General features: G+C 70.4%; 20 protein-coding genes. 16 read left to right on the top strand and 4 right to left on the bottom strand.

Annotated elements, in window-relative coordinates; translation table 11 throughout:
- Positions 1-179 precede the first annotated feature (179 nt).
- Positions 180-1,472 carry a geranylgeranyl reductase family protein gene (locus SCK26_RS15940; protein ID WP_318201971.1) on the top strand — a complete coding sequence of 431 codons (1,293 nt, stop codon included), beginning with the start codon at positions 180-182 and terminating at the stop codon, positions 1,470-1,472.
- Between the two features lie 69 nt (positions 1,473-1,541).
- Here SCK26_RS15940 and def read toward each other — a convergent pair whose 3' ends face one another.
- Together def and SCK26_RS15930 are read right to left on the bottom strand one after the other, a co-directional pair.
- Positions 1,542-2,165, bottom strand: coding sequence for a peptide deformylase (gene def, locus SCK26_RS15935; RefSeq protein ID WP_318201970.1), 624 nt, complete (start codon positions 2,163-2,165; stop codon positions 1,542-1,544).
- 127 nt (positions 2,166-2,292) lie between these two features.
- Complete coding sequence (locus SCK26_RS15930) at positions 2,293-3,153, bottom strand: C40 family peptidase (RefSeq protein ID WP_318201969.1); 861 nt, start codon at positions 3,151-3,153, stop codon at positions 2,293-2,295.
- Between the two features lie 742 nt (positions 3,154-3,895).
- On the opposite strand from SCK26_RS15930, the gene SCK26_RS15925 reads away from it, so the two are divergent.
- From SCK26_RS15925 to nuoN, 14 genes are read left to right on the top strand one after another with little or no spacing between them, the layout of a single operon-like run.
- Entirely contained in the window at positions 3,896-4,255 is a 360-nt protein-coding gene (locus tag SCK26_RS15925; protein ID WP_030379754.1) for an NADH-quinone oxidoreductase subunit A, read from the top strand.
- 15 nt (positions 4,256-4,270) lie between these two features.
- The gene (locus SCK26_RS15920) at positions 4,271-4,825 is read left to right on the top strand and encodes a NuoB/complex I 20 kDa subunit family protein (RefSeq protein ID WP_318201968.1); all 555 of its coding nucleotides are present in this window, start codon (positions 4,271-4,273) and stop codon (positions 4,823-4,825) included.
- Positions 4,822-5,598, top strand: coding sequence for an NADH-quinone oxidoreductase subunit C (locus SCK26_RS15915; protein WP_318201967.1), 777 nt, complete (start codon positions 4,822-4,824; stop codon positions 5,596-5,598). Before SCK26_RS15920 ends, SCK26_RS15915 begins: the two co-directional genes overlap by 4 nt.
- Positions 5,595-6,920: an NADH-quinone oxidoreductase subunit D gene (locus SCK26_RS15910; protein ID WP_318201966.1), complete on the top strand. Its 1,326-nt coding sequence runs from the start codon at positions 5,595-5,597 to the stop codon at positions 6,918-6,920. Before SCK26_RS15915 ends, SCK26_RS15910 begins: the two co-directional genes overlap by 4 nt.
- Complete coding sequence (nuoE, locus tag SCK26_RS15905; RefSeq protein WP_318201965.1) at positions 6,917-7,696, top strand: NADH-quinone oxidoreductase subunit NuoE; 780 nt, start codon at positions 6,917-6,919, stop codon at positions 7,694-7,696. Before SCK26_RS15910 ends, nuoE begins: the two co-directional genes overlap by 4 nt.
- Positions 7,696-9,042, top strand: coding sequence for an NADH-quinone oxidoreductase subunit NuoF (gene nuoF, locus SCK26_RS15900; RefSeq protein WP_397952041.1), 1,347 nt, complete (start codon positions 7,696-7,698; stop codon positions 9,040-9,042). Before nuoE ends, nuoF begins: the two co-directional genes overlap by 1 nt.
- On the top strand, positions 9,039-11,540 hold the full coding sequence (locus SCK26_RS15895; protein ID WP_318201963.1) for an NADH-quinone oxidoreductase subunit G: 2,502 nt from the start codon (positions 9,039-9,041) through the stop codon (positions 11,538-11,540). Before nuoF ends, SCK26_RS15895 begins: the two co-directional genes overlap by 4 nt.
- Positions 11,537-12,901: an NADH-quinone oxidoreductase subunit NuoH gene (gene nuoH, locus SCK26_RS15890; protein ID WP_318201962.1), complete on the top strand. Its 1,365-nt coding sequence runs from the start codon at positions 11,537-11,539 to the stop codon at positions 12,899-12,901. Before SCK26_RS15895 ends, nuoH begins: the two co-directional genes overlap by 4 nt.
- Entirely contained in the window at positions 12,894-13,544 is a 651-nt protein-coding gene (gene nuoI / locus SCK26_RS15885) for an NADH-quinone oxidoreductase subunit NuoI (protein WP_318201961.1), read from the top strand. Before nuoH ends, nuoI begins: the two co-directional genes overlap by 8 nt.
- Complete coding sequence (locus tag SCK26_RS15880) at positions 13,541-14,386, top strand: NADH-quinone oxidoreductase subunit J (protein WP_318201960.1); 846 nt, start codon at positions 13,541-13,543, stop codon at positions 14,384-14,386. The genes nuoI and SCK26_RS15880 overlap by 4 nt, the downstream gene beginning before the upstream one ends.
- The gene (nuoK, locus tag SCK26_RS15875) at positions 14,383-14,682 is read left to right on the top strand and encodes an NADH-quinone oxidoreductase subunit NuoK (protein WP_030742982.1); all 300 of its coding nucleotides are present in this window, start codon (positions 14,383-14,385) and stop codon (positions 14,680-14,682) included. The genes SCK26_RS15880 and nuoK overlap by 4 nt, the downstream gene beginning before the upstream one ends.
- Positions 14,683-14,697: 15 nt before the next feature.
- Entirely contained in the window at positions 14,698-16,644 is a 1,947-nt protein-coding gene (nuoL, locus tag SCK26_RS15870; protein WP_318201959.1) for an NADH-quinone oxidoreductase subunit L, read from the top strand.
- Between the two features lie 5 nt (positions 16,645-16,649).
- On the top strand, positions 16,650-18,221 hold the full coding sequence (locus SCK26_RS15865; protein WP_318201958.1) for an NADH-quinone oxidoreductase subunit M: 1,572 nt from the start codon (positions 16,650-16,652) through the stop codon (positions 18,219-18,221).
- Entirely contained in the window at positions 18,218-19,867 is a 1,650-nt protein-coding gene (gene nuoN / locus SCK26_RS15860; RefSeq protein WP_318201957.1) for an NADH-quinone oxidoreductase subunit NuoN, read from the top strand. Before SCK26_RS15865 ends, nuoN begins: the two co-directional genes overlap by 4 nt.
- A 67-nt stretch (positions 19,868-19,934) precedes the next feature.
- Here nuoN and SCK26_RS15855 read toward each other — a convergent pair whose 3' ends face one another.
- Positions 19,935-20,075, bottom strand: a complete 141-nt coding sequence (locus tag SCK26_RS15855) for a hypothetical protein (RefSeq protein ID WP_412080747.1) — start codon at positions 20,073-20,075, stop codon at positions 19,935-19,937.
- A gap of 263 nt (positions 20,076-20,338) precedes the next feature.
- Between SCK26_RS15855 and recQ the strand changes: the two genes are divergently transcribed.
- Positions 20,339-22,324 (top strand): DNA helicase RecQ, encoded by a 1,986-nt coding sequence (gene recQ / locus SCK26_RS15850; RefSeq protein ID WP_318201956.1) that lies wholly within the window; start codon positions 20,339-20,341, stop codon positions 22,322-22,324.
- A 28-nt stretch (positions 22,325-22,352) separates the two neighbouring features.
- On the opposite strand, the gene SCK26_RS15845 is transcribed toward recQ, so the two are convergent.
- On the bottom strand, positions 22,353-23,291 hold the full coding sequence (locus SCK26_RS15845; RefSeq protein ID WP_318201955.1) for a M56 family metallopeptidase: 939 nt from the start codon (positions 23,289-23,291) through the stop codon (positions 22,353-22,355).
- Between the last annotated feature and the right edge of the window lie 112 nt (positions 23,292-23,403).

Genomic DNA, 23,403 nt, shown 5'->3' with positions numbered 1-23,403 from the left:
GGCAGGGTAACTCCGGCCCGTCGCGTCCGGAAGGTGCCGGTGTCTTTCCGTAGCAGACAGCCACGGAGAGTGACTTCCGTCGGGGCGGCCCTTCGGCCGGGCGGTGAACCTCCCTGAATAGACTGCGCATGTCCCGTGCCGGTCGGCACACACCTTTTCGACCTTGGGGAGATCCCGCCGTGACCGTCGTGACCGAGCCGCTCTCCGAGAACACCGCCGACGTGATCGTCGTGGGCGCGGGGCCGGCCGGCTCCACGACCGCGTACCACCTCGCCAAGGCCGGTCTCGACGTCCTGCTCCTGGAGAAGACCGAGTTCCCGCGCGAGAAGGTGTGCGGCGACGGACTCACCCCGCGCGCCGTCAAGCAGCTCGTGGCCATGGGGATCGACATCTCCGAGGAGGCCGGCTGGCTGCGCAACAAGGGGCTGCGCATCATCGGCGGCGGCGTCCGCCTCCAGCTCGACTGGCCCGACCTCGCCTCCTTCCCGGACTACGGCCTGGTCCGCAAGCGCGACGACTTCGACGAGCAGCTCGCCCGCAACGCCCAGAAGGCCGGCGCCCGCCTCTTCGAGCGCTGCAACGTGAGCGGCCCGATCGTGGACGACCGCACCGGCCGCATCACCGGCGTCACCGCCAAGCTCGGCGAGGACAAGCGCGAGGTCTCCTTCCGAGCGCCGCTCGTCGTCGCCGCCGACGGCAACTCCACCCGGCTGTCCCTCGCGATGGGTTTGCACCGCCGCGAGGACCGCCCGATGGGCGTCGCGGTCCGGACGTACTTCGAGAGCCCCCGCCACGAGGACGACTACCTGGAGTCCTGGCTGGAACTGTGGGACCGGCGCGGCGCCCAGGACCGGCTGCTGCCGGGCTACGGCTGGATCTTCGGCATGGGCGACGGCACCTCGAACGTGGGCCTCGGCGTGCTCAACACCTCCGCCTCCTTCAAGGAGCTGGACTGGCGCGAGATCCTCAAGGCGTGGTGCGCCTCCATGCCGGAGGACTGGGGCTACACCCCCGAGAACATGACCGGCCCGATCCGCGGCGCCGCCCTCCCCATGGCCTTCAACCGCCAGCCGCACTACACACGCGGGCTGCTGCTCGTCGGCGACGCCGGCGGCCTGGTGAACCCGTTCAACGGCGAGGGCATCGCCTACGCCATGGAGTCCGGCCAGATCGCTGCCGACGTCATCGTGCAGGCCCACGCGCGCGCCACGCCCGGCCAGCGCGAGACCGCCCTCCAGCGCTACCCGCGCGTCCTCAAGGACACCTACGGCGGCTACTACACCCTCGGCCGCGGCTTCGTGAAGCTCATCGGCAACCCGAAGGTCATGCAGATCGCCGCCCAGCGCGGCCTGACCCACCCGCTGCTGATGAAGTTCACCCTCAAGCTCCTCGCCAACCTCACCGACCCCACGGGCGGCGACGCGATGGACCGCATCATCAACGGCCTGACCAAGGTGACCCCGAAGGCCTGAGAACGCGCCGGCACCCGGCGGCGCCGGGGCCCGTCGAGGGGCCTCCGGCGCCGGCCCGGCGGACCGAGGTCACGCGCCGAAGGCGGCCTCCCTGGCGGACCGGCGGGCGTGCACCTCGTCCCGGCGGTCCCTCATCTGCCGCAGCGCGTCCTTCCGTTCCCGCTTGGACAGCCGGTCCAGATACAGCCGGCCGTCGGTGTGGTCGGTCTCGTGGGCCAGGCAGCGCGCGAAGTAGCCGGTACCCTCGATGACGAGCGGCCGGCCGTCCCGGTCCTGCCCGCGCACGACGGCCCGGTCCGGCCGCGGTACGTCCAGCACGGCGCCGGGCACCGACAAGCAGCCCTCGCCCTCCTCCAGCAGCCGCCGCTCACCGGTGGGCGTGTCGAGCACCGGATTGACGATGTGCCCGACATGCCGGACACCGACGTCGTCGAGGCAGTCGTACACGAACAGCCGCAGGCCCACCCCGACCTGATTCGCCGCCAGCCCCGCGCCCTCGGCGACGTACATCGTGCGGAACATGTCGTCGATCAGCGCGGCGAGGTCGGGCCCGAACTCCGTGACGTCCCGGCACGGCCTGCGCAGCACCTCCTCGCCGGCCTCGGTGATGCGCCGGACCGCGCCGCGGCCGGCTTCGGGGGTGTAACGCGGGTAGTAGCCGACGGGACTTCCCTGTACGAACACGCGTGGCATCGCGTGGACTCCTTCACTCGTGCGCGGACCGCCGGACGGCGGCCCGCGCAGAGCATGCCAGGGCACGCGTGAGGGCCGCTGCCCGGGTGGCGGCGGCCCTGTGTGCGTAGAAGGGTGCGGAGCCGGCTCAGAGCACCCGCACGGCGCCGGTGGGCGGGTCGTAGGACAGCGGGCGTTCCACGACACCGGTGGAGGAGTTCTGCGCGCCCACGAACATGCCGCCGCCGACGTACACGCCCACGTGGTAGGCGCTGCCCGCGCTGCCCCAGTACAGGATGTCGCCCGGCTGGAGGTTGCTCAGCGAGACCTGGGTGCCGGCGGTCGACTGGTCCTGCGACACGCGCGGCAGGCTGATGTTGATCTGCTTGAAGGCCGTCTGCACCAGGCCGGAGCAGTCGTAGGCGGACGGGCCGGTGGCGCCGGGGACGTACGCCTTGCCGACCTGGGCCTTGACGAAGCTGACGATCGTCGCGGCCGAGCCGCCGACCGTGGACGTGCCGGTGTCGGTGCTGCCGCCGGCCTCCGTGCCGCTGTCGCCGCCGCCGAGGGTGGTGGTGCCGGCGTCGGACGAGGTCGTGGAGAGCGTGGTCCGCGCCGCGGTGCGCGAGGCGCGCGCGGCGGCCTCCTTGCGGGCGTCCTCCTCGGCCTTCTTCTTGGCCTCCGCCGCCTTCTTCTTGGCCTCGGCGAGGTCCGCCTTCGCCTGCTTCGCGGCCTTCGCGGCGGCCTCGTCACGCTCTGCCTGCAGCTGGTAGTTCGCGGCGGCCTGCTCGGTCGCGTCCGCGGACTGGGCCGCCTGGGCGGCCAGGTCGGCCGTCAGGGTGGGCAGTTCGAGGGTCTGCGTCACCGGCTCGGCAGCGTTCGCCGAACCGGACGCCCCGGCGACTGCCAGGGTGCTGAGGACGCCACCGGCAACTCCGGCCCGCACGGCGAGGGTCGACGCGCTGCGGCGGGGCTTCCGGTGGCTGCGTATGTGAGCGGTGTGGGACATGGGAACAACCGGTACCAGGGGCTCCTTCATATCTTCAAGAAACGTGTGCTGCGCCACAGTTGCTCAATCGATACCTGGAATCCCGGGCGTGTCGCTCTTTATTGACGCCGTAACGGACATTGCGGACGCTCGTGATCAAGCCCTTGATCACGGTCTTTGATCATTACGTCCGAATTGCCCCGCACTTACCACTGGTTGGGGTCGTTGGCCAAGCCCGGTTCTCATCGGCCTCTCATGGACGTGACGGAGGTCACGGAACGGCCGCCGGAACTCCGGCGTCCCGCGTGAGCGGACTTCGTGAACGCGCGCACGCGCCCGGACCTCCGTTCACACCCGCCCCGAACCCGCCCCGGGATGTGAACGCGCCCCTCTATCAAATAGATGCGTCCAACACCAATTTGCATGCAGGCGAACCTTCTTGATATGGAGACGACCCCTCTCGCCTGCATTGACGAGTAGGAATGTCACTTCTAGTGATCAACTGAACGCTTCCGGTGTGAAGATCACCCATCATCCGACTTCATGATCCTTCGTCAGGTGGTGGAGATCACAAAGCTTGTGCAATACCCCGTGTCGCAGATCACAGAGCGGCAGGCATAAGATGCGAGGCAGTCGGGCTTGTGACCTGCTTCACATGTTCTCGATCTTCGCCCGGGACGAGCGGGGTTCGTGGGACCGGTGAGGCGGATGTGAGCCCAGTGATCCGCCAGCAGTCAGTGCCGACTGAGAGGAGCGAGGAGCGGTGAACGCGTATGCGCCCATCCTCGTACTGGGAGCCCTCGGGGCAGGCTTTGCGATCTTCTCCGTGGTCATGGCCACGCTGATCGGTCCGAAGCGGTACAACCGCGCCAAGCTCGAAGCCTACGAGTGCGGCATCGAGCCGACCCCCACGCCGGCCGGCGGCGGGCGCTTCCCCATCAAGTACTACCTGACGGCGATGCTCTTCATCGTCTTCGACATCGAGATCGTCTTCCTCTACCCCTGGGCCGTCACCTTCGACTCCCTGGGGATCTTCGGGCTCGTGGAGATGCTGCTCTTCGTGCTCACCGTCTTCGTCGCGTACGCGTACGTATGGCGGCGCGGCGGCCTGGAATGGGACTGAGGGGCCTTTAACGACATGGGACTCGAAGAAAAGCTGCCGAGCGGCTTCCTGCTCACCACCGTCGAGCAGGCCGCGGGCTGGGTGCGCAAGGCGTCCGTCTTCCCCGCCACCTTCGGCCTCGCCTGCTGTGCCATCGAGATGATGACCACCGGCGCCGGCCGTTACGACCTGGCCCGCTTCGGCATGGAGGTCTTCCGCGGTTCGCCGCGCCAGGCGGACCTGATGATCGTCGCCGGCCGGGTCAGCCAGAAGATGGCGCCCGTCCTGCGGCAGGTCTACGACCAGATGCCCAACCCCAAATGGGTGATCTCCATGGGTGTCTGCGCCTCCTCGGGCGGCATGTTCAACAACTACGCGATCGTCCAGGGCGTCGACCACATCGTCCCGGTCGACATCTATCTCCCCGGCTGTCCGCCCCGGCCCGAGATGCTCATGGACGCGATCCTCAAGCTCCACCAGAAGATCCGGTCCGCCAAGCTCGGCGTGAACGCCGAGGAAGCGGCCCGGGAGGCGGAGGAAGCGGCGCTGAAGGCCCTGCCCACGATCGAGATGAAGGGGCTGCTGCGGTGAGCGACGCGAACGGCACCCACGGCGGGAACGGGTCGGCGAACGGTTCCGCGAACGGGGTGAACCCCGAGAAGGACCTCGCGGCGGCCAACCTCCCCGGGACGCGCGGCCAGGGCGGCGAGGAGATCCGCGTCCAGCGCGGCATGTTCGGCGCGAACAACGGCGGCGACACCTCCGGCTACGGCGGCCTCGTCCGCTCGGTCCGGCTCCCGGGGCCGGCGACCCGCCCCTACGGCGGCTGGTTCGACGAGGTCGCCGACGAACTCGAAGGCGCCCTGGAGGAACAGGGACTGCTGCCCCGGAACGCCATCGAGAAGACGGTCGTCGACCGCGACGAGCTGACCTTCCACATCGAACGCGAGCACCTGGTCCGCGTCGCGCGCGTCCTGCGCGACGACCCGGCCCTGCGCTTCGAGCTGTGCACCGGCGTCAGCGGCGTCCACTACCCGAACGACAAGGGCCGCGAGCTGCACGCCGTCTACCACCTGCGCTCGATCACCCACAACCGGCTGATCCGCCTGGAAGTCAGCGCCCCCGACAGCGACCCGCGCATCCCGTCCCTGGTCTCCGTCTACCCGACCAACGACTGGCACGAGCGCGAGACCTACGACTTCTTCGGGATCGTCTTCGACGGCCACCCGGCCCTGACGCGGATCATGATGCCGGACGACTGGCAGGGCCACCCGCAACGCAAGGACTACCCCCTCGGCGGCATCCCCGTCGAGTACAAGGGCGCCCAGATCCCGGCTCCGGACCAGCGGAGGTCGTACTCGTGAGCAGCACCCAGTCAGCAGCCGCCCGGGAAACCACCGAGGGCACCGTCTACACGGTCACCGGTGGCGACTGGGACGAGGTCGTCCAGTCCGCGGCCCGCGCCGACGACGAACGCATCGTCGTCAACATGGGTCCCCAGCACCCGTCCACCCACGGAGTGCTCCGCCTCATCCTGGAGATCGAGGGCGAGACGGTCACCGAGGCCCGCTGCGGCATCGGCTACCTCCACACCGGCATCGAGAAGAACCTCGAATACCGCACGTGGACGCAGGGCACCACCTTCGTCACGCGCATGGACTACCTGACGTCCTTCTTCAACGAGACCGCCTACTGCCTCGCCGTCGAGAAGCTCCTCGGCATCGAGGACCGGATCACCGAGCGCGCCAAGATCATCCGAGTCCTCCTGATGGAGCTGAACCGGATGTCCTCCCACCTGGTGTGCATCGCCACCGGCGGCATGGAGCTGGGCGCCACCACGATCATGATCTACGGCTTCCGTGATCGTGAACTGATTCTCGACATCTACGAACTGATCACGGGCCTGCGCATGAACCACGCGTACATCCGGCCCGGCGGACTCGCCCAGGACCTGCCGCCCGGCGCGGTGGACCAGATCCGCGAGTTCGTGAAGAAGATGAAGAAGAACCTCCCGGAGTACGACAAGCTCGCCACCGGGAACCCCATCTTCAAGGCCCGCATGCAGGACATCGGCTACCTCGACCTGGCCGGCTGCATGGCCCTCGGCGCCACCGGACCGATCCTGCGCTCCACCGGCCTGCCGCACGACCTGCGCAAGACCCAGCCGTACTGCGGCTACGAGAACTACGACTTCGACGTCCCGACCGCCGACTCCTGCGACGCCTACGGCCGCTTCCTCGTCCGCCTGGAGGAGATGCGCCAGTCGCTGAGGATCATCGAGCAGTGCCTGGACCGGCTCCAGCCCGGCCCGGTCATGGTCGCCGACAAGAAGATCGCCTGGCCCGCCCAGCTCGCCCTGGGACCGGACGGACTCGGCAACTCCCTCGACCACATCAAGAAGATCATGGGCACCTCCATGGAGGCGCTGATCCACCACTTCAAGCTGGTCACCGAGGGCTTCCGGGTCCCGCCGGGCCAGGCGTACGCGGCCGTCGAGTCGCCCAAGGGCGAACTCGGGGTGCACGTCGTCTCCGACGGCGGCACCCGCCCCTACCGGGTCCACTTCCGCGACCCGTCCTTCACCAACCTTCAGGCCATGGCGGCGATGTGCGAGGGCGGCCAGGTCGCCGACGTCATCGTCGCCGTCGCGTCCATCGACCCCGTGATGGGAGGCGTCGACCGGTGACCACCTCTTCTTCGGAGCGGGGCATCAGCCTGGGCATGCCCGAACTGCCCGCACCGGCCTACCCGGACGACGTCCGGGCCCGGCTGGAGGCGGACGCGCGCGACGTGATCGCGCGCTACCCCGACTCCCGCTCCGCCCTGCTGCCGCTGCTCCACCTCGTGCAGTCCGAGGAGGGCCACGTCACCCGCACCGGCATGCGGTTCTGCGCGGACATGCTGGGCCTGACCACGGCCGAGGTCACCGCGGTCGCCACCTTCTACTCCATGTACCGGCGCAGGCCCTCCGGCGACTACCAGATCGGCGTGTGCACCAACACGCTGTGCGCGGTGATGGGCGGCGACGCGATCTTCGAGGCCCTCCAGGAGTACCTGGGCGTCGGCAACGGCGAGACCACCGACGACGGCCTGGTCACCCTGGAGCACATCGAGTGCAACGCGGCCTGCGACTACGCGCCGGTCGTGATGGTCAACTGGGAGTTCTTCGACAACCAGACCCCGGCGAGCGCCAGGCACCTGGTCGACGACCTGCGGGCCGGGCGTGCCGTACAGCCCACGCGCGGCGCGCGCCTGTGCACCTTCAAGGAGACCGCGCGGATCCTGGCCGGCTTCCCCGACGAACGGCCCGGGGCCGTCGAGGAGGGCGGCAGCGCGGGCCCCGCGTCGCTGGTGGGCCTGCGCCTGGCCAAGGGAGAGGCCGCGCCCGCGCGCGTCGTCCATCCCCGGGTCCGGCAGTCCGACGTCCCGCCGGCGGACCAGGCCGAAGAGGAGGGGGAGTGATGACCGTGGTGTCGGAGGTCAAGGACCCGAGCCCGGAGAAGCTGCTCGCGCCCGTGCTGTCGGCCTTCTGGGACGAGGACCGGTCCTGGAGTCTGGACGTCTACCGCAGGCACGAAGGGTACGAGGGGCTCCGCAAGGCCCTCGCCATGTCGCCGGACGACCTGATCGCCTACGTCAAGGAGTCCGGGCTGCGAGGCCGCGGCGGGGCGGGCTTCCCGACCGGGATGAAGTGGCAGTTCATCCCGCAGGGCGACGGGAAGCCGCACTACCTCGTGGTCAACGCCGACGAGTCGGAGCCCGGGACGTGCAAGGACATCCCGCTCCTCTTCGCGAACCCGCACAGCCTCATCGAGGGCATCGTGATCGCGTGCTACGCCATCAGGTCGTCGCATGCCTTCGTCTATCTGCGTGGCGAGGTCGTCCCCGTACTGCGGCGGTTGCACGAGGCCGTGCGCGAGGCCTACGCGGCGGGCTACCTCGGCGAGGACATCCTGGGCAGCGGACTCGACGTGAAGCTCACCGTGCACGCCGGCGCCGGCGCGTACATCTGCGGTGAGGAGACCGCGCTGCTCGACTCGCTCGAAGGCCGCCGTGGCCAGCCGCGACTGCGTCCCCCCTTCCCCGCCGTGGAAGGCCTCTACGCCTGTCCCACTGTGGTGAACAACGTCGAGTCGATCGCTTCGGTTCCCGCGATCCTGAAAAACGGCAAGGACTGGTTCAGGTCGATGGGCAGCGAGAAGTCCCCGGGCTTCACGCTCTACTCGCTCAGCGGCCATGTCGCGAGCCCCGGACAGTACGAGGCCCCGCTCGGCATCACCCTGCGCCAGCTCCTCGACATGAGCGGCGGCATGCGGCCAGGCCACCGGCTGAAGTTCTGGACACCGGGCGGCTCCTCCACGCCGATGTTCACCGACGAACACCTCGACGTCCCGCTCGACTACGAGGGCGTCGGCGCCGCCGGCTCCATGCTCGGCACCAAGGCGCTGCAGTGCTTCGACGAGACGACCTGCGTGGTGCGGGCCGTGACCCGCTGGACCGAGTTCTACGCCCACGAGTCCTGCGGCAAGTGCACGCCCTGCCGCGAGGGGACGTACTGGCTGGTGCAGCTGCTGCGGGACATCGAGGCCGGCAAGGGCGTCATGTCCGACCTCGACAAGCTCGCCGACATCGCCGACAACATCAACGGCAAGTCCTTCTGCGCCCTCGGCGACGGCGCCGCGTCCCCGATCTTCTCCTCGCTGAAGTACTTCCGCGAGGAGTACGAACAGCACATCACGGGCCGGGGCTGCCCCTTCGACCCGGCCAAGTCCACGGCCTGGGCGGACCGCCCGGAGGTGAACGCATGACCGTGACCACGAGCGCCCCCGCCGGCGGGGGCGAGGCGGCGGTCCCGCCGGAAGACCTCGTCACGCTGACCATCGACGGCATCGAGACCAGCGTGCCCAAGGGCACCCTGGTGATCCGCGCCGCCGAACAGCTCGGCATCGAGATCCCCCGCTTCTGCGACCACCCCCTGCTGGACCCGGCCGGCGCCTGCCGGCAGTGCATCGTCGAGGTCGAGGGCCAGCGCAAGCCGATGGCGTCCTGCACGATCACCTGCACGGACGGCATGGTCGTCAAGACCCACCTCACCTCCCCGGTCGCCGAGAAGGCCCAGCACGGCGTGATGGAGCTGCTGCTCATCAACCACCCGCTGGACTGCCCGGTCTGCGACAAGGGCGGCGAGTGCCCGCTGCAGAACCAGGCCGTCTCGCACGGCCGGGCCGAGTCCCGCTTCGAGGGACGCAAGCGGACCTACGAGAAGCCCGTCGCGATCTCCACGCAGGTGCTGCTCGACCGCGAGCGGTGCGTGCTGTGCGCCCGCTGCACCCGCTTCTCCAACCAGATCGCGGGCGACCCCATGATCGAGCTGATCGAGCGGGGCGCGCTCCAGCAGGTCGGCACCGGCGAGGGTGACCCGTTCGAGTCGTACTTCTCCGGCAACACCATCCAGATCTGCCCGGTCGGCGCGCTCACCTCGGCCGCCTACCGCTTCCGCTCCCGCCCCTTCGACCTCGTCTCCTCCCCGTCGGTGTGCGAGCACTGCGCCGGAGGCTGCGCCACCCGCACCGACCACCGGCGCGGCAAGGTCATGCGGCGGCTCGCCGCCAACGACCCCGAGGTCAACGAGGAGTGGATCTGCGACAAGGGACGCTTCGCGTTCCGCTACGCGCAGCAGCGCGACCGCCTCGACACGCCGCTGGTCCGCAACGCAGACGGCGTGCTGGAGCCCGCCTCCTGGCCCGAGGCGCTCCAGGCGGCGGCCGAGGGCCTGTCCGCCGCGCGCTCCCGGGCCGGTGTCCTCCTCGGCGGCCGGCTGACCGTCGAGGACGCCTACGCCTACAGCAAGTTCGCGCGGGTGGCGCTCGACACCAACGACATCGACTTCCGCGCCCGCGTGCACAGCGGCGAGGAGGCCGACTTCCTCGCGGCCCGGGTCGCCGGCCACGGCCGCGACCTGGACGGCACGGGCGTCACGTACACCTCATTGGAGAAGGCGCCCGCCGTGCTGCTGGCCGGCTTCGAGTCGGAGGAGGAGGCACCCGGCGTCTTCCTGCGGCTGCGCAAGGCCCGGCGCAAGCACAAGCAGCGGGTGTTCGCGCTGGCCACGCACGCCACCCGGGGCCTGGAGAAGGCCGGCGGCACGCTGCTGCCGGCCGCTCCCGGCACCGAGACCGAGTGGCTGGACGCCCTCGCCGGCGGCGTCGGCCTGGAGGAGCCGGGCACCCGTGCCGCCGAGGCGCTGCGCGCCGACGGCGCCGTCATCGTCGTGGGCGAGCGGCTGGCCGCGGTCCCGGGCGGCCTGACCGCCGCCGTGCGCGCCGCCGCCGCGACCGGCGCCGAGCTGGTGTGGATTCCCCGCCGGGCCGGTGAGCGCGGCGCCGTCGAGGCCGGCGCGCTGCCCTCGCTGCTGCCGGGCGGACGGCCCGCGACCGACCCGCGCGCACGGCAGGAGGTCGCCGCCGTCTGGGGGCTCGCCGAACTGCCCGCGGGCCACGGCCGCGACACGCACCAGATCGTCGAGGCCGCCGTGGCCGGCGAACTGTCCGCGCTGCTGGTCGCCGGGGTGGAGGTCGCCGACCTGCCCGACCCGGCCCGCGCGCGGGAGGCGCTGGAGAACGTCGGCTTCCTGGTGTCGCTGGAGCTGCGGCCCAGCGAGGTCACCGCGCACGCCGACGTCGTCCTGCCGGTCGCCGCGGTCGCCGAGAAGGCCGGCTCCTTCCTCAACTGGGAAGGCCGCGTCCGCTTCTTCGAGGCCGCGCTCAAGCCCGACCAGATGACCCGCCGGCCCGCCCCGGCCGACACCCGCGTGCTGCACATGCTCGCCGACGCCATGGACACCCACCTGGGCCTGCCGGACCTGCGCACCACCCGCGCGGAGATCGACCGGCTCGGCCTCTGGGACGGCCCGCGCGCCCTGGCCCCCATGGAATCCGCGGGCGCCCTGCCCCGGCCGGCGGCCGGCGAGGCCGTACTGGCCGGGCACCGGCTCCTGCTCGACCAGGGCGTGCTGCAGGAGGGCGACGAGGCGCTCGCCGGAACCCGGCACGCCGCCCGCGCGCGCCTGTCCGCGGCCACGGCCGCCGAGGCGGGCGTCGAGAACGGCGCCACCCTGGCCGTCACCGGCCCCGCCGGCACGGTCGAACTGCCGCTGGAGATCACCGAGATGCCCGACCGGGTGGTCTGGCTCCCGCTGAACTCCACCGGCGGCGGCGTCGCCTCCGACAGCGGGGCCCGGCCCGGCTCCCTCGTCCGCATCGGCCCGGCCCTCGCCGGCACGGCCCACAAGGAGGTGGAGGCGTGAACGCCTACCTCGCCGCGGAAGACCTCTCGATGTTCGGCCGCGACCCGTGGTGGCTGGTCGTCGTCAAGGCCGTCTTCTGCTTCGCCTTCCTGATGGTGACCGTGCTGTTCTCCATCGTGTGGGAGCGCAAGGTCGTCGCCTGGATGCAGCTGCGCATCGGCCCCAACCGGCACGGCCCCTGGGGCATGCTCCAGTCGCTCGCCGACGGCATCAAGCTGATGCTCAAGGAGGACCTCGTCGTCAAACGCGCGGACAAGGTGATCTACGTCCTCGCGCCGATCGTCGCCGCCGTCCCCGCCTTCATGGCGATCGCGGTGATCCCCTTCGGACCGGCCGGCAACGAGATCTCGATCTTCGGCCACCGCACCACGATGCAGCTCACCGACCTGCCGATCGCCATGCTATACATCCTCGCGGTCGCCTCGGTCGGCATCTACGGCATCGTGCTCGCGGGCTGGAGTTCCGGCTCCACCTACCCGCTCCTCGGCGGCCTGCGCTCCTGCGCGCAGATGATCTCCTACGAGATCGCCATGGGCGCCGCGTTCGCCTCCGTGTTCCTCTACTCGGGGTCGATGTCGACGTCCAGGATCGTGGAGGCGCAGGCCGACCGCTGGTACATCCTGCTGCTGCCGGTCTCCTTCATCCTGTACATCGTCACGATGGTCGGCGAGACCAACCGCGCCCCCTTCGACATGCCGGAGTCCGAGGGCGACCTGGTCGGCGGCTTCAACACCGAGTACTCCTCGATCAAGTTCGCGATGTTCATGCTCGCCGAGTACGTCAACATGGTGACGGTCTCGGCCGTCTCCGCCACCCTCTTCCTCGGCGGCTGGCGCGCGCCCTGGCCGATCAGCACCTTCTGGGAGGGCGCCAACCACGGCTGGTGGCCGCTGCTCTGGTTCGTCGTCAAGGTGCAGCTGCTGCTGTTCTTCTTCATCTGGCTGCGCGGCACGCTCCCGCGCGTGCGCTACGACCAGCTGATGAAGCTCGGCTGGAAGGTCCTCATCCCGGTCTCGGTGACCTGGCTGATGCTCGTCGCGACCGTCCGCGCGCTGCGCAACGAGAACTACGACTTCGCCGACATCGCCCTCTACGTCGGCGGCGGTGTCCTCGCCCTGCTGCTCGTCTCCTTCGTCGCCGACATGTTCCGCGAGAAGAACAGGACCGCCGGGCAGCCCGCCGCCCAGGAGCCGGTCTTCGACCCCATGGCGGGCGGATTCCCCGTCCCGCCGCTGCCCGGCCAGCAGGTGCCACCCGTGCCCAGGCGCCGCCCGCGGCGCGAGCGGGAGTTGATTGCCAGTGGCGGGCCGGACACTGTCAGTGACGGATCTTCGGATGGAAAGGAGGCGTCCGATGGCTGAGGAGCCTCAGGAGTCCGGGCAGAACAAGCCCGGCTTCCAGAACCCCGTCGCCGGCTTCGGCGTGACCTTCAAGGCCATGTTCAAGAAGCGGCTGACCGAGCAGTACCCGGAGCAGAAGAAGACCACGGCTCCGCGGTTCCACGGACGGCACCAGCTCAACCGCCATCCGGACGGCCTGGAGAAGTGCGTCGGCTGCGAGCTGTGCGCCTGGGCCTGCCCCGCCGACGCCATCTATGTGGAGGGTGCCGACAACACCGACGAGGAGCGCTACTCGCCGGGCGAGCGCTACGGCCGCGTCTACCAGATCAACTACGCCCGCTGCATCCTGTGCGGACTGTGCATCGAGGCGTGCCCCACGCGCGCGCTGACGATGACCAACGAGTTCGAACTGGCCGACTCCAGCCGCGCCAACCTCATCTACACCAAGGAACAGCTGCTCGCCGGCCTCGAAGAGGGCATGGTCGACACCCCGCATGCCATCTTCCCGGGGACCGACGAACAGGACTACTACCGCGGCCTGGTCACCCATGCCGCGCCCGGTACCGTCCGGCAGACCGCCGTCTCCAAGGGAGAGGCTCCCGAGGAGGCCGCCGCCACCTTCGGCGAGGACGAGCCGGCCTCGCAGGAGGTGATCGGCCGATGAGCGCGCAGCACCTCGCCGCCTACACCACCTCCACCGGTGAGGCCTTCCAGTTCTGGGTCCTCGGCACCGTCGCGGTGATCGGCGCCCTGTGCACCGTCTTCATGAAGAGGGCCGTGCACAGCGCGCTCTGCCTCGCCGGCACCATGATCGTCCTGGCGGTGTTCTACCTCGCCAACGGCGCCTACTTCCTCGGCGTCGTGCAGATCGTCGTCTACACCGGCGCGATCATGATGCTGTTCCTGTTCGTGGTGATGCTCGTCGGCGTCACGGCCGCGGACTCCCTGAAGGAGACCATCAAGGGCCAGCGCTGGCTGGCCCTGCTGTGCGGTACCGGCTTCGGCGTCCTGCTGCTCGCCGGCATCGGCAACGCCTCCCTGAAGGAGTTCGCCGGCACCGGCCGGGCCAACGCCAACGGCAACGTCGAGGGCCTCGCGTCCCTCATCTTCACCAAGTACGTCTTCGCCTTCGAGATCACCGGCGCGCTGCTCATCACGGCCGCCGTCGGTGCCATGGTGCTCACCCACCGCGAGCGCACGGAGCGCGCCAGGACCCAGCGCGAGCTGTCCGAACAGCGCATCCGCGAGGGCACGTACATCCCGCCGCTGCCCGCCCCCGGCGTCTACGCCCGGCACAACGCGGTCGACGTCGCGGGCCTGCTGCCCGACGGCACCCCGTCCGAGCTGACCGTCAGCAAGACGCTGCGCGCCCGCGGCCAGATCCGGGACGTGTCCAGCGAGGCGCTCAACGACCTGCGGGCGCTGGAACAGCGCGCGGAGGAACGCCTGGAACGCAGGGCGATCAAACCGGAGACGTTCAAGCGGCCCGAGGAGGCGTCGAAGTGAACCCGGTCAACTACCTCTACCTCGCCGCCCTGCTGTTCACGATCGGCGCGACCGGCGTCCTCATCCGGCGCAACGCCATCGTGGTCTTCATGTGCGTCGAGCTGATGCTGAACGCCTGCAACCTCGCGTTCGTCACCTTCTCCCGGATGCACGGCAATCTCGACGGCCAGATCATCGCCTTCTTCACGATGGTCGTCGCCGCCGCGGAGGTCGTGGTGGGCCTCGCGATCATCGTGTCGCTGTTCCGCACCCGCCACTCGGCCTCGGTCGACGACGCCAGCCTGATGAAGCTGTAAGGGGTCGGAAGAATCGTGGAGAACCTGATCGCGCCGCTCATCGCGGCACCCCTGCTCGGAGCGGCCGTCCTCCTGGTCGGCGGCCGGCGCCTGGACCGCGGCGGCCACTGGATCGGCGTCCTGCTGTCGTTCGTCTCCTTCGCCCTCGGGCTCGTCCTCTTCGCCGGCCTGCTCGGCAAGGGCGCCGAACACCGCACCCTGACCCAGCACCTGTTCAGCTGGGTCCCGGTGGCCGGCTTCCAGGCGGACGTCACCTTCCGCCTGGACCAGCTGTCGATGACGTTCGTCCTGCTCATCACGGGCGTCGGCTCGCTGATCCACCTGTACTCGGTCGGGTACATGGCGCACGACGAGCGGCGCCGCCGCTTCTTCGGCTATCTGAACCTGTTCCTCGCGGCGATGCTGCTGCTCGTCCTCGCCGACAACTACCTGGTGCTGTACGTCGGCTGGGAGGGTGTCGGCCTCGCCTCGTACCTGCTGATCGGCTTCTGGCAGCACAAACCCAGCGCCGCCACGGCCGCGAAGAAGGCGTTCCTGGTCAACCGCGTCGGCGACATGGGCCTGTCGATCGCGATCATGCTGATGTTCACCACCTTCGGCGGCTTCGCCTTCGGCCCGGTCCTCACGCACACCGGGGACGCCTCCGAGGGCAGGCTCACCGCGATCGCCCTGATGCTGCTGCTCGCCGCCTGCGGCAAGTCCGCCCAGGTGCCGCTGCAGTCCTGGCTCGGGGACGCCATGGAGGGTCCGACGCCGGTCTCCGCCCTCATCCACGCGGCGACCATGGTGACCGCGGGCGTCTATCTGATCGTCCGCTCCGGCGCGATCTTCAACGCCGCGCCCGACGCCCAGCTGGCCGTCACCGTGGTCGGCGCGGTCACGCTGCTGTTCGGTGCGATCGTCGGTTGCGCCAAGGACGACATCAAGAAGGCGCTGGCCGGCTCGACCATGTCGCAGATCGGCTACATGATCCTCGCCGCCGGACTCGGTCCCGTCGGCTACGTCTTCGCGATCATGCACCTGGTGACGCACGGCTTCTTCAAGGCCGGGCTGTTCCTCGGCGCCGGTTCCGTGATGCACGGCATGAACGACGAGGTCGACATGCGCCGCTACGGCGGCCTGCGCAAGTACATGCCGGTCACCTTCGTCACCTTCGGCCTCGGCTACCTCGCCATCATCGGCTTCCCGGGCCTGTCCGGCTTCTTCTCCAAGGACAAGATCATCGAGGCGGCGTTCGCCAAGGGCGGCACCGAGGGCTGGATCCTCGGCGGCGCGGCCCTGCTGGGCGCGGCCATCACCGCCTTCTACATGACGCGCGTGATGCTGATGACCTTCTTCGGAGAGGAGCGGTGGCGCGAGGCACCGGCCCCGTCCCCGGCCGAGCCCAGCGTGGAGCCGGCCGCCGAGACCGGGGGCGAGCATGCCGTACCGCATCCGCACGAGTCTCCGAAGACCATGACGATCCCGATGATCGTCCTCGCCGTCGGCTCGGTCTTCGGCGGCGCCTTCTTCAGCGTCGGCGACCGCTTCCTGCACTGGCTGGAGCCGGTCACCGGGCACGATCACGGCGACGCGCCGCTCAGCGCCGGGGTGATCACCGGCGCCACCATGGTGTGCCTGGTCGTCGGCGTCGCCCTCGCCTGGGCGCAGTACGGACGCAAGCCCGTCCCGGCCGTCGCCCCGCGCGGCTCGCTGCTCACCCGCGCGGCCCGCCGCGACCTGCTCCAGGACGACTTCAACCACGTGGTCCTGGTGCGCGGCGGCGAGCACCTGACGCGCTCTCTGGTGTACCTCGACCACAGCCTGGTCGACGGCGTCGTCAACGGCACGGCGGCCGGCTTCGGCGGCCTGTCCGGACGGCTGCGCCGGCTCCAGAACGGCTTCGCCCGCTCCTACGCGGTCTCGATGTTCGGCGGCGCGGCACTCCTGGTCGCCGCGACCCTGCTGATGAGGGCGGTCTGATACCGATGTCCTTTCCCCTGCTGACAGCGACGGCGGCGCTCCCGGCCCTCGGGGCCGTCGCCACGGCCGCCGTACCGGCCGCGCAGCGCACCGCCGCCAAGTGGCTGGCGCTGCTCGTCTCGCTCGCCACACTCGCCCTGGCGGTCACCGTCCTGGTCCGCTTCGACCCGGACGGCGCCCGCTACCAGCTCACCGAGAACCACTCCTGGATCAGGGACTTCGGGGTCAGGTACGAACTGGGCGTCGACGGCATCGCGGTGGCGCTGATCGCGCTGACCGCCCTGCTGATCCCGTTCATCATCCTGGCCGGGTGGCACGACGCCGATCCGCTGGAGACCGGCAGCCGCCGCTGGCGGCCCACCCAGGGCTTCTTCGCGCTGATCCTGGCGGTGGAGGCGATGGTGGTCGTCTCCTTCGAGGCCACCGACGTCTTCCTCTTCTACATCTTCTTCGAAGCCATGCTCATCCCGATGTACTTCCTCATCGGCGGCTTCGGGGACCGTGCCCACGCGCACGGGGAGGAGACGGCCGCCACCCAGCGGTCGTACGCGGCGGTGAAGTTCCTCCTCTACAACCTGGCCGGCGGCCTGATCATGCTGGCCGCGGTGATCGGTCTCTACGTGGTCGCCGGGAACTTCTCGCTCACCGAGATCGCCGACGCCCGCGCGAACGGCTCGCTGCACATGGCGACCGGCACCGAACGCTGGCTGTTCCTCGGCTTCTTCTTCGCCTTCGCGGTGAAGGCGCCGCTGTGGCCGCTGCACACCTGGCTGCCCAACGCCATGCAGGAGGCCACCGCACCCGTCGCCGTCCTGATCACCGCGGTGGTCGACAAGGTGGGCACGTTCGCGATGCTCCGCTTCTGCCTCCAGCTGTTCCCGGAGGCCAGCAAGTGGGCGACGCCCGTGATCCTCGTCCTCGCGCTCATCAGCATCATCTACGGCGCGCTGCTCGCCGTCGGCCAGCGGGACATCAAACGCCTGGTGGCCTACGCGTCGATCTCGCACTTCGGCTTCATCATCATGGGCGTCTTCGCGATGACCAGCCAGGGCCAGTCCGGCGCCACGCTCTACATGGTCAACCACGGCATCTCCACCGCCGCGCTGATGCTCGTCGCCGGCTTCCTCATCTCCCGGCGCGGCTCGCGGCTGATCGCCGACTACGGAGGAGTGCAGAAGGTCGCCCCGGTGCTCGCCGGCACCTTCCTGATCGGCGGCCTGGCCACGCTGTCGCTGCCCGGTCTCGCCCCGTTCGTCAGCGAGTTCCTGGTGCTGGTCGGCACGTTCACGCGCTATCCGGTGATCGGCGTCATCGCCACCTTCGGCATCGTCCTCGCCGCCCTGTACACCCTGGTGCTGTACCAGCGGACGATGACGGGCCCGGTGAAACCCGGGATCTCGTCGATGCCCGACCTGCGCGCGCGCGAGGTGCTGGTCGTGGCCCCGCTGATCGTGCTGCTGATCTTCCTGGGCGTCTATCCGAAGCCGGTCACGGACATCGTCGACCCGGCGGTCAAGCAGACCTTGTCCGACGTACACAAGAAGGACCCCCAGCCCGAGGTGGAGGCGGCCAAGTGAGCGCAACAGCCGTCCACAGCCTGTGGACAACCGCGGCCGAACCGATCTCGAAGATCGACGCGCCGAAGATCGAGTACGGACAATTGTCGCCGACGCTGATCGTCATCGGCGCGGCGCTGGCAGGGGTGCTGATCGAGGCGTTCGTGCCGCGCAGGTCCCGCTACTACGCGCAGGTGTTCGTGTCCGTCGTCGCCCTGTGCGCCGCGTTCGCGGCCGTCATCGCGCTGGCGGCCGACGGGTTCGGCACCACGAAGGCGCACATCGCGGCCATGGGCGCGATCGCCGTCGACGGCCCGGCCCTCTTCCTCCAGGGCACCATCCTGCTGGCCGGACTGGTCGGCCTGTTCACCTTCGCCGAACGGCGCCTGGACCCGGCAGCCCACGGCAACCGGGTCGACTCCTTCGCCGCGCAGGCCGCGTCCGTGCCCGGCGGCGCCGGCGAGCAGGCCGCGGTGAAGGCCGGTTTCACCACCACGGAGGTCTTCCCGCTCCTGCTCTTCGCGGTCGGCGGCATGCTGATCTTCCCCGCGGCCAACGACCTGCTGACCCTGTTCGTGGCCCTGGAAGTCCTCTCCCTGCCGCTGTACCTGCTGTGCGCGCTGGCCCGCCGCAAGCGGCTGATGTCGCAGGAGGCCGCGGTCAAGTACTTCCTGCTGGGCGCGTTCGCCTCGGCGTTCACCCTGTTCGGCATCGCGCTGCTGTACGGCTACGCGGGCTCGGTGTCGTACGCCCGGATCGCCCAGGTCGTCGACGGCACCGTCACCGATGTCGACCCCGCCCTCGCCGACACGATGGGCAACGACGCGCTGCTGCTGATCGGCGGCGCGCTGCTGGTCATGGGCCTGCTGTTCAAGGTGGGCGCGGTGCCGTTCCACATGTGGACGCCCGACGTCTACCAGGGCGCGCCCACACCGGTGACCGGGTTCATGGCGGCGGCGACGAAGGTGGCCGCGTTCGGCGCGCTGCTGCGTCTGCTCTACGTCGTCCTGCCCGGCCTGCGCTGGGACTGGCGGCCGGTGATGTGGGCGGTGGCGATCATCACCATGCTGGGCGGTGCGATCGTCGCCATCACCCAGACCGACATCAAGCGCCTGCTGGCGTACTCGTCCATCGCGCACGCCGGATTCATCCTCGCGGGTGTCATCGCCACGTCGAAGGACGGCGTGTCGTCGGTCCTCTTCTACCTGGCGGGCTACTCCTTCGTGACGATCGGCGCGTTCGCCGTGGTCACGCTGGTGCGGGACGCGGGCGGCGAGGCGACCCACCTGTCCAAGTGGGCGGGCCTCGGCCGGCGCTCGCCGCTGGTCGCGGCGGTGTTCGCGGTGTTCCTGCTGGCCTTCGCCGGCATCCCGCTGACCTCCGGCTTCTCGGGGAAGTTCGCCGTGTTCAAGGCGGCGGCGGACGGCGGCGCGATCCCGCTGGTCGTGGTCGGTGTGATCTCCTCGGCGATCGCCGCGTTCTTCTACATCCGGGTGATCGTGCTGATGTTCTTCAGCGAGCCGAAGCCGGAGGGCCCGACCGTGGCCGTCCCGTCCCCGCTGACCATGCTGGCCATCGGCATGGGCGTGGCGACGACCCTGGTCCTCGGCATCGCCCCGCAGTACTTCCTGGACCTGGCCGGCCAGGCGGGAGTCTTCGTGCGCTGACGCGCTCTCCCGACATGCCGCTGCCCGGCACCCCGCTCAGGGGGCCGGGCAGCGGCATGTGGCGTGGTCACCGCTTCCTGTCGCGGCGCGTCTTGATCTGCGTGAGGTCGAGGTCCAGCGCGAACGGCACGTCCAGCTTCATCCGCTCGCGGAAGATGCCGGTGCCGGTATAGGTGCCGGTCGTCGGCTCCAGCTCGAAGACGTGCACGGCGGCCCGGCCGTTCTGGCCAGGACGCGGACGCCTTCGGTGCGACGCCCATCAGTCCCCCCATGGGACGGAGTCTCGCCGGTGCGTTCAGACTATCGGCGGAAAACGGGCAGGTCTCCCGCGAACGTGTGAACGACACTCGCGTGCTTGACGTGAGATACATCGGCCGGCCTGTGGACAACTCCGAGGCTGTCGGTGCGGGCCCCTATCGTTGAGGGAGCGGTCGGGAGACGGCACACGGGGGACCGACGGGGGACAGGACGATGGGCGCGATGGGCGGAGTCAGCGAGATGCCACAGGTGACCGAGGGGCCGGGCGCGGCCGACAGCGAGGCGCTGGCCACGCTGCACCGGGTCTTCGGATACGACGCCTTCCGGGGCGAGCAGCAGGCGATCATCGAGCACGTGGTGACGGGCGGCGACGCCGTCGTGCTCATGCCGACCGGCGGCGGAAAGTCGCTGTGCTACCAGATCCCCGCCCTGGTCAGACCCGGTACGGGTGTGGTGATCTCGCCACTGATCGCGCTGATGCAGGACCAGGTGGACGCCCTGCGCGCCCTCGGTGTCCGGGCCGGCTTCATGAACTCCACGCAGGACTTCGACGAGCGGCGCACGGTCGAGGCCGAGTTCCTGGCGGGCGAACTGGACCTGCTGTATCTCGCGCCGGAACGGCTGCGCCTGGACTCCACGCTGGACCTCCTCTCGCGCGGCAAGATCTCCGTCTTCGCGATCGACGAGGCGCACTGCGTGTCCCAGTGGGGCCACGACTTCCGTCCCGACTATCTCGCCCTGTCCCTGCTCGGCGAGCGCTGGCCGGACGTCCCGCGGATCGCCCTCACCGCCACGGCCACCCACGCCACCCACGAGGAGATCACCCAGCGGCTGAACCTGCCGACGGCCCGGCACTTCGTCGCCAGCTTCGACCGGCCCAACATCCAGTACCGGATCGTGCCCAAGGCCGACCCCAAGAAGCAGCTCCTCGCGTTCCTGCGGGAGGAGCACGCGGGCGACGCCGGCATCGTCTACTGCCTCTCGCGCAACTCCGTGGAGCGCACGGCGGAATTCCTGAACGCCAACGACATCCGGGCGGTGCCGTACCACGCGGGCCTGGACGCGGCCACGCGCGCGGCGCACCAGTCCCGGTTCCTGCGCGAGGACGGCCTGGTCGTGGTCGCGACCATCGCCTTCGGCATGGGCATCGACAAGCCGGACGTACGCTTCGTCGCCCACCTGGACCTGCCCAAGTCGATCGAGGGGTACTACCAGGAGACCGGCCGGGCCGGCCGCGACGGCCTGCCGTCCACGGCCTGGATGGCGTACGGCCTGAACGACGTCATACAGCAGCGCAAGCTGATCCAGTCCGGCGAGGGCGACGAGGCCTTCCGCCGCCGGGCCGCCGCCCACCTCGACGCCATGCTCGCGCTGTGCGAGACCGTCCGCTGCCGGCGCGGACAGCTGCTCGCCTACTTCGGCCAGGACGCCGACGCCGAGGCCTGCGGCAACTGCGACACCTGCCTGACCCCGCCGGAGACCTGGGACGGCACGGTCGCCGCGCAGAAGGTGCTGTCCACGGTGGTGCGGTTGCAGCGCGAGCGCGGGCAGAAGTTCGGCGCGGTGCAGATCGTGGACATCCTGCTCGGCAAGCGCACCGGCAAGGTGATCCAGTTCGACCACGACCAGCTGTCCGTCTTCGGTATCGGCCAGGACCTCACCGAGGGCGAGTGGCGGGGCGTCATCCGGCAGCTGCTGGCCCAGGGGCTCCTGGCGGTCGAGGGGGAGTACGGCACGCTGGTGCTCACCGAGGCGAGCGGCGAGGTGCTGCGCCGGGAGCGGGAGGTGCCGCTGCGCAAGGAGCCGAAGAAGCCGGCCGCCTCCCGGGCCCGGTCCGCCGGCGGCTCCGGCGGCGCGAAGGCCAAGGCCGTCGCGGCCGAGCTGCCCGACGCGCTGCTGCCCGCCTTCGAGGCGCTGCGGGCCTGGCGCGCCGAGCAGGCCCGGGAACAGGGCGTACCGGCGTACGTGATCTTCCACGACGCCACCCTCCGGGAGATCGTGCTCCGCCGGCCCGGCTCGGTGCGGGAGCTGGGCACGGTGAACGGCGTCGGCGAGAAGAAGCTGGTGACTTACGGCGAGGGCGTCCTGAAGGTGCTGGCCTCCCTGGACGGAGCCGCGCCGCCCGCCGCCGGCGACGTACCGGACGAGGACTGGCCCGAGCCGTCCGACGAGCCGGAGCCGGAGCCCGACTGGATGTAGCCGGCCCCGGCCCACCGGGACGGCGCGGTCAGGACAGCGCCGACAGTCCGGGAGCGAAGGTGATCAGCAGCGGCAGCAGCGGCACCAGCGCGGCCACCGTCGTGGTCAGCGCCCGGTGCCGGCGCAGCAGCCGGGGCGGCGGCTCCAGCAGCCGGTCGACACGCTCGCCCAGCAGGTGGCGGCTGGAGTCGCAGGAGAGCACGCCCCGGTGCTGGTTCAGCTCGATCAGGGCGAGGGCCGTGGTGAGGTGCCCGCAGCGCCGGGAGGCCGCGTCGTCGGCGGCCAGTTCGACCAGGCGGTGCGTCTGGTCGCAGAAGTGGGCGAACAGCGGCACGCGCGGGAAGCCAGTGGCGAGCGCGGTGGACAGGTGCAGCAGCCAGTCGTGGTGGGCGCGGGCGTGACCGCGCTCATGGGTGAGGACGGCGTCGAGCTGGAGGTCGGTGAGGCGGTGCAGCGCTCCCGTGGTGACGACCAGCTGCGGCGGGTGTCCCGGCATCCACCAGGCGTCCGGGTACTCGTCCTCCAGCACCAGCATCGGCCCGCGCGGTGCCCGCAGTCCCGGCGGCAGCTCGGGGGCGCGTTCGCGCAGCTGCGCGCGGGCCTGGCCCCGGCTGCGGCGGGCCTCGAACAGTTCGCGGGCCAGCATCGCGGTCGTCCAGGCGGCCCCGCAGGCCAGCAGCAGGGTGAGCGCGGCGGCCCACACCGGGGCGGTGGACAGGTCGTAGGCGGCGGTGACGGCGGGCGGCGCGGGGGCGAACACCCGGTCGCGGACGGTGTGGAAGACGGTGGCCGCGCCCAGGACCAGCGCGGTCAGGCAGCACAGCAGGACGGTGGCGACCAGGCACTGCCACGCCCACAGCGCCACCACGGGTTCCCGCTCGGGCCAGGCCGCCCGGGTCAGCGCGCGCGGCGCCGGCACGGCGGCGGTCAGGGCGACGACGCTCAGCAGGAGCAGGCAGACGGTCATGCCGGGGCTCCGGTTCCTGGTCGGAAAAGGGGTGCGGGTGTGGGGTGGTGCGGGGCACGCGACGCACGGCCGCACGGGTGCGTGCGCGTGTCCCCGTCAGTATGGCGAAGAA

The sequence above is a fragment of the Streptomyces sp. SCL15-4 genome (assembly GCF_033366695.1).
Taxonomy (GTDB): domain Bacteria; phylum Actinomycetota; class Actinomycetes; order Streptomycetales; family Streptomycetaceae; genus Streptomyces.
The sequence above is the reverse complement of the archived record's forward strand: the minus strand, read 5'-3'. Positions and strand labels throughout refer to the sequence as shown.

Bases quoted from the DNA above. Each gene is read 5' to 3' on its own strand.
- def (WP_318201970.1), bottom strand. From the start codon at position 2,165: ATGCCACGCGTGTTCGTACAGGGAAGTCCCGTCGGCTACTACCCGCGT.
- SCK26_RS15930 (WP_318201969.1), bottom strand. From the start codon at position 3,153: ATGTCCCACACCGCTCACATACGCAGCCACCGGAAGCCCCGCCGCAGC.
- SCK26_RS15920 (WP_318201968.1), top strand. From the start codon at position 4,271: ATGGGACTCGAAGAAAAGCTGCCGAGCGGCTTCCTGCTCACCACCGTC.
- nuoF (WP_397952041.1), top strand. From the start codon at position 7,696: ATGACCGTGGTGTCGGAGGTCAAGGACCCGAGCCCGGAGAAGCTGCTC.
- SCK26_RS15895 (WP_318201963.1), top strand. From the start codon at position 9,039: ATGACCGTGACCACGAGCGCCCCCGCCGGCGGGGGCGAGGCGGCGGTC.
- nuoI (WP_318201961.1), top strand. From the start codon at position 12,894: ATGGCTGAGGAGCCTCAGGAGTCCGGGCAGAACAAGCCCGGCTTCCAG.
- SCK26_RS15880 (WP_318201960.1), top strand. From the start codon at position 13,541: ATGAGCGCGCAGCACCTCGCCGCCTACACCACCTCCACCGGTGAGGCC.
- SCK26_RS15865 (WP_318201958.1), top strand. From the start codon at position 16,650: ATGTCCTTTCCCCTGCTGACAGCGACGGCGGCGCTCCCGGCCCTCGGG.
- recQ (WP_318201956.1), top strand. From the start codon at position 20,339: ATGGGCGCGATGGGCGGAGTCAGCGAGATGCCACAGGTGACCGAGGGG.
- SCK26_RS15845 (WP_318201955.1), bottom strand. From the start codon at position 23,291: ATGACCGTCTGCCTGCTCCTGCTGAGCGTCGTCGCCCTGACCGCCGCC.